This is a genomic window from Arthrobacter sp. UYEF20 (assembly GCF_040546335.1).
In the GTDB taxonomy this organism is placed as follows: Bacteria; Actinomycetota; Actinomycetes; order Actinomycetales; family Micrococcaceae; genus Arthrobacter.
In genome coordinates, this window is sequence record NZ_JBEPNP010000003.1 from 337,591 (window position 1) to 352,853 (window position 15,263).

The 15,263-nt window shown below is 62.0% G+C and carries 13 protein-coding genes and 1 pseudogene; 3 read left to right on the forward strand and 11 right to left on the reverse strand.

Annotated features, from left to right (window positions below):
- Positions 1 to 14: 14 nt before the first annotated feature.
- Entirely contained in the window at positions 15 to 1,535 is a 1,521-nt protein-coding gene (locus tag ABIB26_RS05715; RefSeq protein WP_354240389.1) for an ABC transporter substrate-binding protein, read from the reverse strand.
- Between the two features lie 342 nt (positions 1,536 to 1,877).
- Between ABIB26_RS05715 and ABIB26_RS05720 the strand changes: the two genes are divergently transcribed.
- Together ABIB26_RS05720 and ABIB26_RS05725 are read left to right on the forward strand one after the other, a co-directional pair.
- Entirely contained in the window at positions 1,878 to 2,495 is a 618-nt protein-coding gene (locus tag ABIB26_RS05720; protein WP_354240391.1) for a TetR/AcrR family transcriptional regulator, read from the forward strand.
- A 3-nt stretch (positions 2,496 to 2,498) separates the two neighbouring features.
- Positions 2,499 to 3,128: an NUDIX hydrolase gene (locus ABIB26_RS05725; RefSeq protein WP_354240393.1), complete on the forward strand. Its 630-nt coding sequence runs from the start codon at positions 2,499 to 2,501 to the stop codon at positions 3,126 to 3,128.
- Positions 3,129 to 3,142: 14 nt separating this feature from the next.
- On the opposite strand, the pseudogene ABIB26_RS05730 reads toward ABIB26_RS05725, so the two are convergent.
- From ABIB26_RS05730 to speB, 9 genes and pseudogenes are all read right to left on the reverse strand, one after another.
- Positions 3,143 to 3,250, reverse strand: a pseudogene (locus ABIB26_RS05730) (L-serine ammonia-lyase, iron-sulfur-dependent, subunit alpha); the annotation flags it as partial.
- A 231-nt stretch (positions 3,251 to 3,481) separates the two neighbouring features.
- A complete protein-coding gene (locus tag ABIB26_RS05735) occupies positions 3,482 to 4,963 on the reverse strand; it encodes an APC family permease (RefSeq protein ID WP_354240395.1) in 1,482 nt (493 codons plus the stop codon).
- Between the two features lie 153 nt (positions 4,964 to 5,116).
- Positions 5,117 to 5,944 (reverse strand): polysaccharide deacetylase family protein, encoded by an 828-nt coding sequence (locus ABIB26_RS05740; protein ID WP_354240397.1) that lies wholly within the window; start codon positions 5,942 to 5,944, stop codon positions 5,117 to 5,119.
- A gap of 46 nt (positions 5,945 to 5,990) precedes the next feature.
- The gene (locus ABIB26_RS05745; protein ID WP_354240399.1) at positions 5,991 to 6,914 is read right to left on the reverse strand and encodes an NAD-dependent epimerase/dehydratase family protein; all 924 of its coding nucleotides are present in this window, start codon (positions 6,912 to 6,914) and stop codon (positions 5,991 to 5,993) included.
- A 38-nt stretch (positions 6,915 to 6,952) separates the two neighbouring features.
- The gene (locus ABIB26_RS05750; protein ID WP_354240401.1) at positions 6,953 to 7,711 is read right to left on the reverse strand and encodes an SDR family NAD(P)-dependent oxidoreductase; all 759 of its coding nucleotides are present in this window, start codon (positions 7,709 to 7,711) and stop codon (positions 6,953 to 6,955) included.
- A 100-nt stretch (positions 7,712 to 7,811) separates the two neighbouring features.
- Positions 7,812 to 9,107, reverse strand: a complete 1,296-nt coding sequence (locus tag ABIB26_RS05755) for a D-arabinono-1,4-lactone oxidase (RefSeq protein ID WP_354240403.1) — start codon at positions 9,105 to 9,107, stop codon at positions 7,812 to 7,814.
- Positions 9,108 to 9,135: 28 nt separating this feature from the next.
- Complete coding sequence (locus tag ABIB26_RS05760) at positions 9,136 to 10,638, reverse strand: aminobutyraldehyde dehydrogenase (protein ID WP_354240404.1); 1,503 nt, start codon at positions 10,636 to 10,638, stop codon at positions 9,136 to 9,138.
- A 119-nt stretch (positions 10,639 to 10,757) separates the two neighbouring features.
- On the reverse strand, positions 10,758 to 12,230 hold the full coding sequence (locus ABIB26_RS05765; RefSeq protein ID WP_354240406.1) for a purine-cytosine permease family protein: 1,473 nt from the start codon (positions 12,228 to 12,230) through the stop codon (positions 10,758 to 10,760).
- A 179-nt stretch (positions 12,231 to 12,409) separates the two neighbouring features.
- On the reverse strand, positions 12,410 to 13,414 hold the full coding sequence (gene speB / locus ABIB26_RS05770; RefSeq protein ID WP_354240408.1) for an agmatinase: 1,005 nt from the start codon (positions 13,412 to 13,414) through the stop codon (positions 12,410 to 12,412).
- Between the two features lie 210 nt (positions 13,415 to 13,624).
- Between speB and ABIB26_RS05775 the strand changes: the two genes are divergently transcribed.
- Positions 13,625 to 15,169, forward strand: a complete 1,545-nt coding sequence (locus ABIB26_RS05775; RefSeq protein ID WP_354240410.1) for a PucR family transcriptional regulator — start codon at positions 13,625 to 13,627, stop codon at positions 15,167 to 15,169.
- On the opposite strand, the gene ABIB26_RS05780 is transcribed toward ABIB26_RS05775, so the two are convergent.
- Positions 15,150 to 15,263, reverse strand: a 114-nt coding sequence (locus ABIB26_RS05780; RefSeq protein ID WP_190614658.1) for an L-serine ammonia-lyase, iron-sulfur-dependent, subunit alpha, incomplete at its 5' end; no start/stop codon positions are given. The two genes, ABIB26_RS05775 and ABIB26_RS05780, sit on opposite strands and share 20 nt — an antisense overlap.

Here is a 15,263-nt window from a genome sequence, read left to right on the forward strand (position 1 = left end):
GACCGGGGTTGCCACTATTTGTTCAACCAGACGCTGCGGAAGCCGAAGGACGTCAGCGGGATCCCGCTCTTGTCCGGCACCAACCCGGTGACGGCGGAGCTGTGGGCATCTACGCTGTTGGGGAAGCCCCAGATGATGTAGCCGCCGCGGTCGAATTCGATCTTCTGGGCCTGCTTGATGAGCCCGCAGCGTGCTGCCTCATCCGTGGTGGACTGGGCGCTGTTGACGAGTGCCGACCATTCCGGATTATCCCAGTGGGTCTCGTTGTAAGGCGCTCCCGTGAGTCCGGACGCCGCTGTCTGAGGCAGGTAGTCGCGGGTGAACCAGAAGTCCTGGGAGAAGTTCCATTTCAGGTACTGCTCCCCATAGAACTCACCCGGGTCCACCTTTTTGACGTTGACCGTCACACCCGCTGCTTTGGCCTGCTGAGCGAAGACCTGTGCTGCCTCAACCAGTCCGGCCGCCGCCGGCGACGTCACCAGATCGACGCTGAGGTTACTCTTGCCGGCCTCGGCCAGCAGCGACTTGGCTTTGTCGATGTCCTGGCTGCGCTGTGCAACGTCTGAGGGGTAGCAGGCATCAAGCGGCGAGTACATGTCGTTGCCGATGCTCCCGTGACCGCCCAACACCTGATCAACCATCTGCTTGCGGTCAACAATGAGCCGGAAGGCCTTGCGCACCTTGGGATCGTTGAATGGTTCCTGGTCAACCCGCATGGTGAACGGCAGCCATGAGCCCGTGGACGATTCGAGGACCTTCATGGCCGGATTGGCCTTGACCACGTTGACCTGTCCCAGCGGCAGTTGGTCGATGGCGTCCACTTGGCCGCCGAGGAGCGCGTTCACCCGGGCAGTATCATCCGGGAAGTCGATGATGGTGACTTTATCCAGGTACGGCTGGCCGGCCCGCCAGTAGTGCGGGTTCTTCACAAACACGCTCTGCTGGCCAGGGGTGAAGCTGTCCAGCATGAAGGGACCGGAGCTGACTGGCTTCTTGGGGTCGTAGCCGGCGGTGACAATGCCGGAGGTGTATTGGGCGACTGTGTCAGGGAACGTGGCGTACGGTGCGCTGAAGGTGAAGACGACGGTCTGGGAGTCAGTTGCCGTGAGTTCGTCGCGCTTCAGCGTGGCCAGGGCCGCGGCACCGGCCATCGGCGCTTTGGGATCTGTGATCCGCTTGAAGGTGAAGACGACGTCGTCGGCGGTGATGGGTTTACCATCACTGAACTTCAGGCCGGCCCGCAGGTGCACGGTCCACGACGTCGCATCGGCCGACGGCGTAATCGTGTCAGCCAGCGCCATTTGGATCTTGTGTTCGTTGTCGTAGCTGGCCAGCGTGTCGTAGAGCTGGATGGCACGGGCTTCATCCGGATGCGTCACGGGTGCGTGGGCATCCAGGGTGTCCTTGGCTGATCCACCCACAAGGCCCACGCGCAGATTGCCGCCGGGTTTGGGTGTAGAGCCGGCGGCGGCCGCGGCCGGGTCCGCTGCCGCACCTGAAGAACACCCGGACAGTGCCAGAAGCGAAACGCTCATGGCCAGAGCAGTAATGAGGTGAAAACTCTTGTGGCGTCGGTGGACGGTCATGGGCGGTGCCTCCTGCGGCGATGAAGGAAGGTTTGAAGGATCCTGACGCATTGACTGACGCGTCGGTCATTTGTCTAGCTTTGTGTCTCCCATCACAACTGTCAAGACTCAGATCTGCTCTGAGACCATAGATGCCTACATCTAGGCAAAAATCGGCCTGTCATAAACGGGAGAATTCTGGCGACCGCCCAGCCTCCGCCTGAAACTTCACACCAAATCTTTGACTGACGGGTCAGTTTTGAACTAAGCTATAGTCGTCGATACAAGCGATGTTCCGTGGAAGGAACTGCAATGAGTGATGCGGCCGAGTCCAGGGGATCCCAGGAACGCAGGAACGCGATTCTTGAAGCCGCGTGGCAGCTGATAGCTGAGCGCGGGTACCACCATGTCCGGGTGCAGGACGTAGCCAGGATCTGCGGCACCAGTACCGGCACCATCCACTACTACTTCCCCGGCAAGGACGATGTCCTCCGCGAGGCACTGCGCTACTGCGTGGACCAGGCCTTCGTTCGCCAGGGCGCGGTGCTGAGCCAGATAGACAATGCGCACAAGCGCCTGCTGGCGCTGATTGAGCTTCAGCTGCCGGTTGGCATCCAAGTACGCAACGAGTGGTCCATCTGGCTCCAGTTCTGGTCCGAAACCTGCCTCAACCCTTCGCTGCGGCCCATCCACAACGACTTCTACGCCCGCTGGATGGATGCAGTTGTCAGTATTGTCCGCCGCGGCCAGCGCCAGGGAATCTTCCGCGACATTGATGCGGTGGGATTCGCACGCCTGCTGACCTCGGCCACCGACGGCGCAGCCATCAAGATCCTGACCGGCGCCCCTGACATGACGGTTGATGTCATGCGGACCATGCTGGTGTCCATTGTGGACAAGGAACTCAACCTGACCCAAAGCGTGGTCTGACCCATGACCGGCATGGCAGTGCCACAACATGGACTTCGTGGCCTGTGGCGTTCCCGTCTGGAACACCGGACCCGCCACGCTGCGGGCCAGGACGGGCCCGGACTGCGCCGTGCCGCCGTCGCCATCACCGTCTACGCAAAGGCCGACGCCCCTCACTTTCTGATGATCAAGCGTGTGGCCAGGGGCTCCAACGCCGGGCAGTGGGCGCTTCCCGGCGGACGGATGGATCCGGGCGAGGATCTTGTGGACACAGCACTGCGCGAGTTGCACGAGGAAACGGGGATCGCGGCATCGCGTGACGATGTCGTTGGCGTGCTGGACGATTTTCCGGCCAGCCGCGGCATCGTCATCACTCCCGTTGTTGTCCTGTTGGACGGGCCGCAGCGGCCCCGCAGGCATCCGGCCGAAGTGGCCTCGCTGCACCCGCTGCCACTAGGGGTCCTGACGGCCCCGGGGGTCCCGCGCTGGCAACCGCAGCCAGCCGGTGGTTCGCTCCTCCAAATGCCGCTGCGCCGTGACATGGTGGTCCACGCGCCAACGGGCGCCATCTTGTGGCAGTTCGCTGAGGTGGTGCTGCGGGGGCGCGAGCTGCGTGTGGCGGAGCTCGCCGAACCGGCCTTTACCGCCAGCTAGGTCCCGCCAGGCTCGGCCTTGGCCGCGGCGATCGCGTTGCGTTCGATGCACGGGATCTGCACGAGCCCGCCGATCGGGTCACAGGTCAGGCCGAGGTTGTGCTCCATCGCGATTTCCGCGGCGCCGTTGGTGGGGGCGGTGACCACGCGGCCGCCCGCCCTGCTACGCCGAAGTGATGCGCGAGCGGATTCTCGCGAATCAAAAAAGCAGAGGCGCTTATGCGTGCGTATTAGAAGCAGTGCAGCTGCCAGTCGCTGCGACGCAGAATAAATGTGAGGCCCCGATATTCATGTGATCACGGGGCCTCTCATCTTGTGTTTGGGACTATTGGTCAGCTTTTTGCTGGGCGGCGCTCACGGCCCGACTTTCATCAGTTCCGGCTCTGACTCGATGGAGCCGCTATTGCGTTGGCGCAGGCGTTTCTCCACCACAAGACCCGCCAGGCCAAGGATCACGAAAACCACAATCACTGCGTAGTTCTGGTACCAGGGTGCTTCTGGCTGCCGCGGCCATGCAATATTGACGATCTCAAAACCCAACCACAGCAGCGCCGCCATGTTTACGACTGGGCCGAGAACTGCCAGGCTGAAGGGTCCGGTCTTCCACTCTCCTTTTAGCCGAACTATCAGCGCGGCCAGCACTGGAAATATGAAAGCCACGTAGAAGCCCGCCGTTGCGAAGGCAATAAGGGCGCCATACACCTGCGATGCCGACAGAGCAAGGACAATCAGCGAAGCGACCGCGGAGACTAGGAGGGCGTTGATGGGCAGTCGGTCGGTCTTGCTGAGACGCTTCAGAACCTTGGCCGCAGGTAGAGCATCCAGCCTGGCGAATGCGAAAATCGATCGAGATACAGCCGCCTGGAGCGCCACCGTCCCCGCGATGAATCCCAGGACGATGGTCACCAGGAGGGGTTTGGTGATTCCCTCGCCAAGATTGGCCGTGAGGGTTGTCGTAATCGGGTCCGGGTCTGCCCCCGACATGGCGGCGTCAATATCCGGGATTGCGAGGAGCAGGGCCAGGCATGAAAACGTTATGACAGATGCCACCGTGACCAGCGACGTCAGTACTGCCCGCGGCACTTTGCGTTCGGGAGATCGAACTTCCTCGGCTATTGCGCCCGCACTTTCAAATCCCACAAACGACCATCCGATAATTGCCACTGCGGCAAGGAAAGGCCCAAAGACATATGCAGTTGTGTCGGGTGCGGTTCCGAAAGACTCCAGAATCGTGCTGAGGGAATTTCGGCGATGGAAGATGATGAGTACCAACCCGACTCCCAGGCTGGCGATGACCTCGCACGCGATGCTCACAGTCACTAGCAGACTCAGCCATTTCCTTCCGGCGGAGTTGGCTATGGTACTCACTAATAGGATGACGGCGCCCAGCATGATTTTCGTTGTGGTGTCAGGCTGTTCTATGCCTAGCAATGAGGCAAGAAATGTGCCTCCACCGAAGGCCACAGCGGCAACTGTGATGATCAGGGTCCAGATATAGGCCCATCCTGCGTACCAGCTGTAGGTGTGCCCGAGAAGGGATCTAGACCAAAGGCAGACTCCGCCGGCAACAGGCCAACGTGAAGCGAGCTCGGCAAGTACAGCTGCTACTAGCGCCTGACCCAAGAGGACGACTAAAAGGCCCCACCAGAAGGCCGGGCCTGCCGCTAGCAGGGCCAAGCCAAAAACTCCGTACAAGCCGATAATTGGCGACATGAAGGCGAACGCCAAAGAGAAAGAGGACCAGAACCCCATCTCCCGTTTGAGTTGGAGGGATTCAGGATTAGGCGTCTGTGTTGGACCAGGTACGTCCGACAACAGCTGGGACGGGGAGTTCATTGCTATGAGCCTTCTTTCGCTGGGTCGGTCTTAGGGTGGAAGCTTCACAACGCGCAGCGGGCGTGGCTGATGCGCGGCCAAGGGCTTCGCCCTGGCCTGTTGTGTTTTGGGATCACCAATGTTCGCCGTGTCGCACGGCTCAGTAGTCCGGATTCAGTAGTCCGGATAGAGCTCCGCGGACGCTGTAACTGGATTGAGGGGCTCGGCAATCAATGCAGGGTCACCGAGTGCCGCTTCCGCGAGTGCTTCGCACGTCGAGAAGCGGACGTCGCCTCGTTCCAGCGCCGTTTCGATAACGGTCCGCAGCGCCTCCAGCCGTCCTGCCCGCCCAGTGAGGAACGGGTGGCAGGTGAGCATGAAAAGAGCACCATGACGTCGCATTGCGTCGATCTCGTGAATCCACATGTCCGCCACGACAAGTGGCGACTGGATGATTTCACCGATCTTGGGTTCCGGAAGGAAGGCATACTGCTCCCAGTCGTCCAGACTCCAATGCGGGGGGAGCTCCGCAACCGTTCCTGCGGGGGTTTCAATGAGATACGGGACGTCCGCATCCATCAGGCTGGAATCGTATTTCAACCCGTACTCAGCCACCAACGACGGTGTCTGCCACGAGGGCTCCCACATCGCGGCGCGATGCCCCTTTGGAGAAATGCCGTAGCGCCCGAGCGCGGCAAGAGCCAGATCGAAGTCGGCGCGTTCGTCGTCGAAACTCATGTTCACCGCGGTGCGGTGAGTGTGTGAGTGGTGCGCGATCTCGTGCCCCGCTTCCAGGACCTGTTCAACCATGCCGGGATATCGGTCCGCGGTTACGCCTGGAATGAAGAATGTCGCCGGCTGCTGGACATCCTTCAACATTTGGAGAATACGCGGAACACCCACCTTGGGTCCGAACGCCTGGTGAGTCATCGCCATCGCGTTGTCGGCATAGCGGCGGCCGGCGGCCAGGACGGGCGACTCGGCGTCGACGTCGAACGTCAACGCCGCAACGCATGCCGCCCCCTGCCTCCATCCGCTCTTATCGAGGTCAGTTCTCATGGGTGGAGAGCCAGTCGGCGTAATCGCCGAGGGCCCGCTGCAGTGGCCAGGCCGATTCGTAGCCCAGATCCTTGGCTGCGGAAGCGATACTGAAGTGGCCCTGCAAGTCCAGGGTCGGATCCGTCCCGGGCCCGATCTCCACGGTGGCGTCCGGGAATGCGATTCGAACTTCTTTGACGACGTCGCTGAGTGTCCAGTACTCGCTGCCGGAGATGTTGTAGGCCAGGGACCTGGCCGAGGCTGTTTGCGATGTCTGGACTGCCGCCAGTACGGCAAGAGCGACGTCGCGGACGTAGACCAGGTTGTAGCGGTGGTCGGCCCCGTGGTCGAGTGAGAATGAACCGTCGCGGACTACGCCACGCATAATATCCCGCATGACTTCATCCATGCGGTTTCCGGGTCCGTAAACCTGGCCGATGCGCAGGGAGATGACGTCGATTCCATACCTGTCGCCGTAGACCTGTCCGAGCCATTCCCCGGTAACCTTCGTCACGGCGTAAGGCGTCGTCGGATTTACTGGCTCCGATTCGAGAACTACCGGTGCTGAGGTCTTTCCGTACACGCACTCGGAAGAGAAGTTGATGATCCGTTTGACGCCGTGGAGTCGTGCCGCCTCGAAAACCGCCACCGTTCCCTCGACGTTGGCAGCAAAGGTTGCCAGGGGAAAGCTCAGGGAATAGGTCGGGTGGGATATTGCGGCGGTATGGACGATGGTGTCGACGTCGTGCTCCTTGAATACCTCAAGGAGACGAGGGATATCAAACAGCTCGCCCTGAACGGAAACGACATCGGGGCGTGGAGCGTCGAGGAAATCCCGGTTGTAGCTAACCGTTTGATGGCCGGCGTCGGCAAGTTCGTTGACTATGTGGCGTCCAGTGAATCCGGCACCACCTGTGACCAGGACGGAGCTCATGTGATTTTGCCTTTCAGTGTGTGTGTTAGATGTGAGATTCAATGCCCAAGCGGGAACGTCGTCGTTCGACCACCGTCGACGACCAGGTTTGTTCCCGTGACATATGAGGATTCAGGACCTAGCAACCACAGCGCAGCGGCTGCAATCTCCTCCGGCAGAGCGAATCGGCCAAGCGGTACGGAAGCTTCGTCTCTGGCGCGTTCTTCTTCGTTCGCGAACTCGGCCGCAAGCATCGGAGTATCTGTCGTGCCCGGCGACAGTGCGTTGACCCGGACGCCTGCAGGTGCAAGTTCGGCGGCCAGGGACCGCATCATCGAAAGTACGCCGCCCTTGGTCGCGGTGTATGCGGTGTAGCCCGCCTGGCCGACGAGTGATAGCTCGCTGGCCGTGCAGACGAGCGATCCACCGCCGTTGGATGAGAGCGTTCGCGCCGCTGCCCGGGCGAAGTGGAAAGTGCCGGACAAGTTCACCCGGATCAGTCTCTGCCACAGCTCGTCGGACGTTTCGGCGATGGGCGCAACACTGGAGATTCCTGCGGCGTTGAAGGCCCCGCTCAGGGGTCCGAGTTCTGCTTCCGCCTGGGCGAAGGCGCTATCGACCTGCACGGACTCAGATACGTCGGCTTCGAGGAAGATCACAGCGCCCGACAGTTGGCGTTTTGCGTCTTCAAGCAACCGGTCCGGGAGCCCGACCGCTGCAACCCTTGCCCCTTGCGCCAGAAGGGCCCGAGTTGTCGCGAGACCGATGCCGGAGCTGGCTCCGGAGACAAGGTAGGCCTTGTCCTGAAAATGGCTCATGTCTTCTCTTCCCCATTGGTTGTGGCAGGGCGGGCAGTATGCCCCCGGGTACTATTCGGGGGCATACGCCGGAATTGCCGATGTAGCCGGGATTGCTGATTTAGCCCACGAGCGCACGAGTGTGGTCGTTAAGGAACATGCCGCGGGGGTCGAACTCCCGGCGTACCTGGATGAAGGTGTCAAGCTCCGGGTAGAGACGCTCCAGGCGGCTCCTCGTCATGAAATGGATCTTTCCCCAGTGTGCGCGTGGCTCGAATTCCTGCAGCACCGCGTCTGCATCCCGGAAGAAGGGCCAGTAGTCGGTTCCAGGTTCGGTGGTCAGGGTAATGACGGTGGTGTCGCGTCCTTGGAACTGGGACATGTACCCCTCGTCGGCTTTCACCCAGCGGACCTCGACGGGGTACTTCTGGTCCGAATGCTTGGTGCGGATCAGGTCCTGGACAGCCTCGACGGCCTCCAGGCCGTGCCCGCTGGGAACGAAGTACTCGAGTTCATGGAAGGGTGTGGTGAATCCGCCCGGGTAGATGCGGTAAGACCGGTCCAGCCGGGCACCCTCCGTGCCGGAAATTTCACGCTCGTCCTTGACCTGCGCGATGTTGTACCGCTTGGTGTAGCTGCGGTTCGCCATGCCCTGGCCCGGCGAACCGGGCAGGTCCAGGAGCTCGCATGAATCGTCGTCCGGGCACCAGAGGAACGAGTAGTGCCGGTTCGCGTCGATGTCGGCCTGCCAGGTTGCCGCGGTCTCCGCCCAGGTGGGATACGTAATCTCCTCCTGCAGGTAATAGCGGTCCTCGACCGCCAATTCGACCTCCAGGAAAATTCCGAGCGTCCCCAATGCGACCTGGGCGGCCCTGAGTTCGCGGAGCTGCCCTTCACCGATTTCGACGACTTCGCCGTAGCCATTGATCAGCCTGACCCAACGCAGGGCTGATGAGAAGCTGCCCAGGTTCTTTCCGGAGCCGTGGGTGCTGGTGGCGAGTGCCCCGGCGATCTGCTGCTTGTCGATGTCGCCCTGGTTGCCCAGTGCCAGCCCCTGCTGCCACAGCGGATCGCCAAAGGCGCTGATGGTGGTTCCGGCCAGGGCCCTCGCGCGACGCCGCACAGGGTCGGTTCCGGTAACGGCCGAGAGTGCGGACATGTCCATCAGGACGCCGCCCGTCTGAACAAGCGGAGAGGACGAATGCCCTGAGCCGACTGCGCGCACGGGCAGGCCTTCGCGGATGGCGAACCGGACGGCGTCGAGCGCTTCCTGTTCAGTCCGCGGCCGGACGGTGAAAGCCGGCGTGGCGCTCTGGTTTCCGCCCCAATTGGTCCACGTTACATCTGTCCCGAAGGGAGCGGACGGGGTCGCGGCGCGCGCCGACGACGCGGCGTGGGGATGATTCGTGGTGGTCATTGCTGAGCTCCGATGCTGGTCTTAACGCTCATGCGCCGTGGTTGATCATGACGTGCTTGGTCCGGGAGTAATCGTCCAGGGCATACAGCGAGAGGTCGCGGCCGTAGCCGGATCCCTTGAATCCGCCCCACGGAACCTCGCAAGCCAATACCAGGTGTGAATTGACCCAGACGGTGCCGAAATCGAGCTGCTTCGGAACGCGGAGCGAGAGGCTCGCATCCCGCGTCCATACTGAGGCGGAAAGGCCGTAGGGGCTCTCGTTTGCCCGAGTAATGGCCTCTTCAGTGGAGCTGAAGGACTCGACGGTGACGACGGGACCAAAGATTTCGTGGGTAGCAATATGCGCGCCGGCCGGTACGTTGCTGATCACTGTGGGTTCAATGAAGTAGCCGGGGCCTTCCAAGGCCGAACCACCGATGGCCATCTGAAGGCCCGCAGCCTTTGCCTCGGCAAGCGATTCCTTCACGCGTTCGAAATGCGGGCGCGAAATCATGGGACCGATTTCCACGTCGTCCCCTGCCCCCGGAGCGCCGACGGCCAGCGTGCCGACTTCCCGTACCAAGTGCTCGGTGAACTCCTCAGCCACGGACTCGTGGACAAGCACGCGGCAGGCAGCGCCGCAGTCCTGGCCGGCATTCCAGAAGCCGGCGTTTCGCACGCCGGCGGCGGCCGCGCGGAGGTCGGCATCGGGGAAGACAACAACAGGGGCCTTGCCGCCGAGTTCCAGATGGACACGCTTGACGGACCTGGCCGCGGTCTCCGCCACTGCCTGCCCGCTGACGACGCTCCCCGTCAACGCAACGAGGGCGACATCAGGGTGTTCGGCGAGTCGCTGCCCAACGGTTCGTCCTTGTCCCGTCACGACGTTGAGAATTCCATCGGGGATGCGTCCAGCAACAAGTTCTGCCAGCTTCAGCGTCGATAGCGGAGTCTGTTCCGAGGGCTTGAGGACGATGCTGTTTCCGGCGGCCAGGATGGGCGCGATCTTCCAAGCAGCCATCAGCAGCGGGTAGTTCCAAGGAGTGATGACGCCTACGACGCCGACCGGTTCCCTGAGGATGACCGAGGTGTGTCCGGTGGCGTAGTCGCCACCTGCCATGGACGTCAGTGTGCGGGAAGCTCCGGCCATGAATCGGAAGGTGTCGATGGTGCTGGAGACATCGTCCTCCGCGACGGTCCGCGGTTTACCGGTGTTGGCGGACTCGATGATTTCGAACGCTTCACGGTTGGCTTCAATGATGTTGGCGATCAGGGAGAGCACCTCGGACCGTTCCTTCGGTGTCGTGGCGCCCCAGGACTTCTGGGCCGCCACGGCCGCCTCAACCGCATCGTCCACATCCGAGGCTGTGCCTGCCTGCACGGACGTGATGACCTGCTCCGTGGTGGGGTCGACGACGTCGATGAGCTGAGTCGAGGAACCGGGAACAAACGCTCCACCGATGAAGTGTCCTGTGGGCGGCAAGACGCTTGCGCAGCTTTGCTCCGCGGAGGAACGTCGGACTGTGAACCGCTCGGTGTCAGTGAGTGTCATGATGTTTTGCCTTTGCTTTCTGCGCCGTTTTCGGCGTCGGGAGTTTGTGTTGGGGGCGGGCGGTACGCCCGCGGAGGGCGGTGCAGCCCGGGGTGGGCGGTGCAGGCCCGGGGTGGGCGTTACGCCCGAGGGGCTTCAATCAGGTCAGCTGCGAATGTGCGTGACTGAAAGGGGGCGGCATCCTGATTCTTCCGGAACGCCCGTGCCGCAAAGTAGTAGAGCGGTGCAACAACCACCAGGCCAACAATCCAGGAGAGGTCCACGCCGTTCATCGCTGCGGCAATAGGACCTGTGAACATCGCTGTTGCCGAGAACGGAACCTGGATCAGTGCGCCGGCAACATAGGCTCCGATCGCAACCCAGTTGAACCTTCCGTACACCCCGCCGTCGCGCTTGAAGAAGTCTTCAACCCTGTAGTCGCCGTGCCGCAGAAGGTAGTAGTCGACCAGGTTGATGGCCGTCCAGGGAACCAGGACGTACATCAGGAAGGAGAGGAAGTTCGTGTAGAAGAAGATGAAATTGTCGCGGGCGAACAGCGCGATCAGGAGGGCGAGGGTGAAGAGGAGGACCGCCGCGATGGTCCGGGTCTTGGCGTGGGGCAACCAGGTCGGCCTGAACGTCTGCCCAATGGTGAGGGTGCACAGGACCCCGCAGTAGAGGTTCATGGCGTTCGACGCTGCAACGCCAAGGCAGAAGATTCCGATGACTGCCATGGTCCATGGCTGGAGCAGGGCTCCCAGGCTCCCGACTATTTCGACGTTGCCGCCATCGTTGGTCAGTGCCAGGGCGAGCGTTCCCACCAAGGCACCCAGGATCATCGGGAAGAGTGTTCCCAAGACGCAGCCCGAGTAGGATGCCCAGAACGCCGGGGCCGAGCCGGTGCCCTGAGGCATGTAGCGGGAGTAGTCCGAAACGTAGGGGGCGTAGGCCAGCTGCCAGAGGGCGGAAACGGAGATGGTGGCCATGAAGCCCACCCAGTTGAAGTTTCCCTGGTCCAGGAAGCTGGCCGGCAATCCGTGGACGGCCAGGATCCAGACGAAGGCCAGCACCAACGCAAGACCGGCCACGACGCTCAAGAAGCGTGCATAGGCGTGGATCAGCCGGTAGCCGAAGATGGTGGCAACGACGCTCACGACCCCGATGACAATGATGCCTGCGTCAACACTGATGCCCGGGTTGACTGCGGCTAGTGCTTCGCCGCCAAAGACGAGGTTCGCCGCGAAAAACCCGACGTACATGATCACCACGATGACAACGATCAGCAGCGCCCCGTACGAACCGAATTGGCCGCGGGTCTGAATCATCTGCGCCACGCCCAGCTGCGGGCCTTGGGCCGAATGCAGTGCCATGAAGATGCCACCGACGAGGTTCCCAATGATGATTCCGACGATGGCGGGCACAAAGCTGAGCCCGAACACCGTGGTCGCGAGTCCCCCGGTCACGATTGTCATGATCATGATGTTGGAACCGAACCAGATGGTGAAAAGGTCCCGTGCTTTGCCGTGGCGTTCGTCGGCCGGGATGGGTTGAATGGTCTTGTCTTCGAGCCGGGGCACCTCGGCCGCGACGGCGTGAGTGGGGTGAGTGCTCATGATGCATTCCGGGAGTTCATGGGAACCTCTTTGTTCTGTCCCGGCGCTTCGTCGAGCACGGGATCTGATGTATCAATCATTCGTGACTTTTGTCACAGTGGATATCCGGCGATTGAATAGACGCCGTAAACCTGTTCATACATATGTACAAATCAGGCGCGATGCCGAGCCCTTGTGGGTCAAACGGTGACGGCTTGCAGCTCTTGGACGACGTTGGCGGAGGCCTTGCTGCGGTTTACCATCAGGGCGAGAAGGTCGAAAACGAGGGTCGCCGCGGCGACCGTGGTGATGTCTGCGTGGTCGTAGGCCGGAGCGACCTCGACGACGTCAGCGCCCACGATGTTGATGCCGTCCAGTCCGCGGAGCAGCGCCAGCAGTTCGCGGGAGTGGAGCCCGCCCATTTCCGGAGTGCCGGTGCCCGGCGCGTAAGACGGGTCGAGGACATCGATGTCGATGGAGACATAGACCGGGGTGTCGCCCAGCCGCTCCTTGACGCGCTGGATCGCGGCCGGAACCCCGATCACGTCCAGGTCCGAGCAGCGGATGATCTGGAAGCCGAACTCGTGGTCGCGGAGGAAGTCGTTGCGGTCGTAAACCGGGCCGCGGATGCCCACGTGCATTGACTTGTCCTCGACGAGAAGGCCTTCTTCGAAAGCCCGGCGGAAGATGGTTCCGTGCGTGACCGGCTGGTCAAAATAGGTGTCCCAGGTGTCCAGGTGTGCGTCGAAGTGGAGCAGAGCCACCGGACCGTGGACCTTATTCAACGCCCGCAGCATCGGGAGCGCGATGGTATGGTCGCCGCCGATGGAGATGAGCCTCTTGCCGGAGCCGGCGTCGCCGAGGAGCCGGAGGGCCTGCTCCTCGATCTCGCGGACTGCGCGGGCGATGTCGTAGGGGGTGCAGGCGATGTCGCCCGCGTCGACAACTTGGGCTTCGTATACAGGCTCGACGTCAAGCTCCGGGTGGTAGCCGGGGCGCAGGAGCCGCGACGCTTCACGGACAGCAGCCGGACCGAAGCGGGCGCCCGGGCGGTAGGAGGTACCGCCGTCGAACGGGACACCGACAATGGCAATGTCGTAGTCCGGGACACGGTCGATTTGAGGAAGCCGGGCGAAGGTGCCCAGGCCCGCGTAGCGGGGAACTTTTGTTGCGTCGACGGGGCCGATTGGCTTGTGCGTGGTCATGACAGGGATCCTTCAGTTGCTTTGGTTTCAGCCGGCCCGGCAGATTTCTTCTTCGTGCTGAGCTCCTGCGCCGGTTGATGTCTATGCCTTAACTATTAGTGATCGGCGTCACGCGGTACATGCGCCGATTGACTACAAATAACCGAGGGGCTTATACATGTGTATAAGCGGCTTGGGGATGGCCTCCGGGCTCAGGAACAGGAACCAAGCATGGCGATCACCGTGGCCGAACTGCTGGCCGAACCACAGCTGGGCCTGACCCTTCTGGCGGGCTCCGCCGGCCTGGGCAACCGGGTCACCTGGGCCCACACCTCCGACCTCCCGCGCTTGTGGGAATGGATCACCGGCGGCGAGCTCATGATGACCAACGGGCTCTCCATTCCGGCGGATCCCGAGGGGCAGGTTGAGCTGGCCGAGGCACTGGTCAACGCGGGTGCCAGTGCCCTGGCGATCGGCGAGCAGATGCATGCCCCAGAGCTCCTTCCCCAGTTCCTCGAAGCCTGTGACCGCCTGCCGTTGCCGGTCATCAACATCCCCTACCCGCTTCCGTTCATCGCCATCGCACGTTCGGTCGCTGAGGCTTCGCTGCTTGAGGAGTCCCGCAGACTGCGTCAGACGGCCCGTATCTATGACCTGCTGCGGCTGGCGGGGCCATCTGAGAACCAATGGCTAGGTCTGATCCTGGGCATCGAAGCTGAACTCGACGCCAGCCTCTTCGTGGTTGATCGACGGTGCCTGCATGCCTGGCATCCCGGAGGCCAGTCGTTGCCGCCGGACTTACGGCAGCAACTTGAACCGCTGACCAGCAAGTCACCGGTGGCCAGCAAGAAGTTCCAGTGGCACCGTTTGGGGGACGGCCACCTTCTTATGATGGATATTCCGACTCACGCCAACGCGCTTCTGGTGGTGCTGCCGAAATCCGAGCCGCTCCCGGATGCGGTGGTGCTGCTCCATGCGGCCACAGTCCTTGGACTGGAGCTGTCGCGGACGGTGCTGTCCCTCGAGAACCAGCGCCGGCTGGGTGCGGAGTTCCTTTTGCAGGCCTTCGACGGGCGCCTGGGCATCGCCGACATTGAAAGCCGGCTGCCTGAGTTCGGGATTTCGACACGGGAATTCCTCATCATCTCTATGTCCAGCGACGACGGTGAGCGCCTGGCAGGGATCCACGTTGATCTTTGGCGACACGGCTATCCGACGGCGTGCCAGCGCAGGTTCAATACATTGCACTTGGCTGTCGCCTCAGACTGCACCGACGATCTGCTGCGGCATGCCGTCCCCTTGGACGTGAGGATCGGGATCAGCCGGCCTTCCGCGGCCGCTGGAACGCAGAGAGCCCTTCAGGAATCGATGTGGGCGCTTGGGACGGCATCAAGCACCGGCGAGCGGTTGGTCCGCTATGCCGAGGGACCCTCGTGGCTGGGGCTCACCAGCTTTGAGGAAGGCAACGCACTGGTCCAGCGGCTCCTCGGACCCATTTTCGAGTATGAACAGGGAGAAAACGGGGATCTCATCGTCACCCTGAAGACGTTCCTTGACATGCAACGGTCCTGGCAGAAAACGGCGGCGGCCCTGTTCGCGCATCGGCAGACCATCATCTATCGCATCCGGAAGATCAGTGAGCTGACAGGTCTTGATATGACCGAAACCTCCACGCTGGCGCAACTCTGGTTTGCCCTGCAGATCCATGAAGCCATGGACCTTCAAGGCAATCCGCGGCGTCTACCGCCGGCTGAGGTCAGCACTCCACGACGTTGACGGCGAGGCCGCCCATCGCGGTTTCCTTGTACTTGGAGGACATGTCCTTGCCGGTTTCGCGCATGGTCACGATGACTTCGTCGAGGGAGACCCG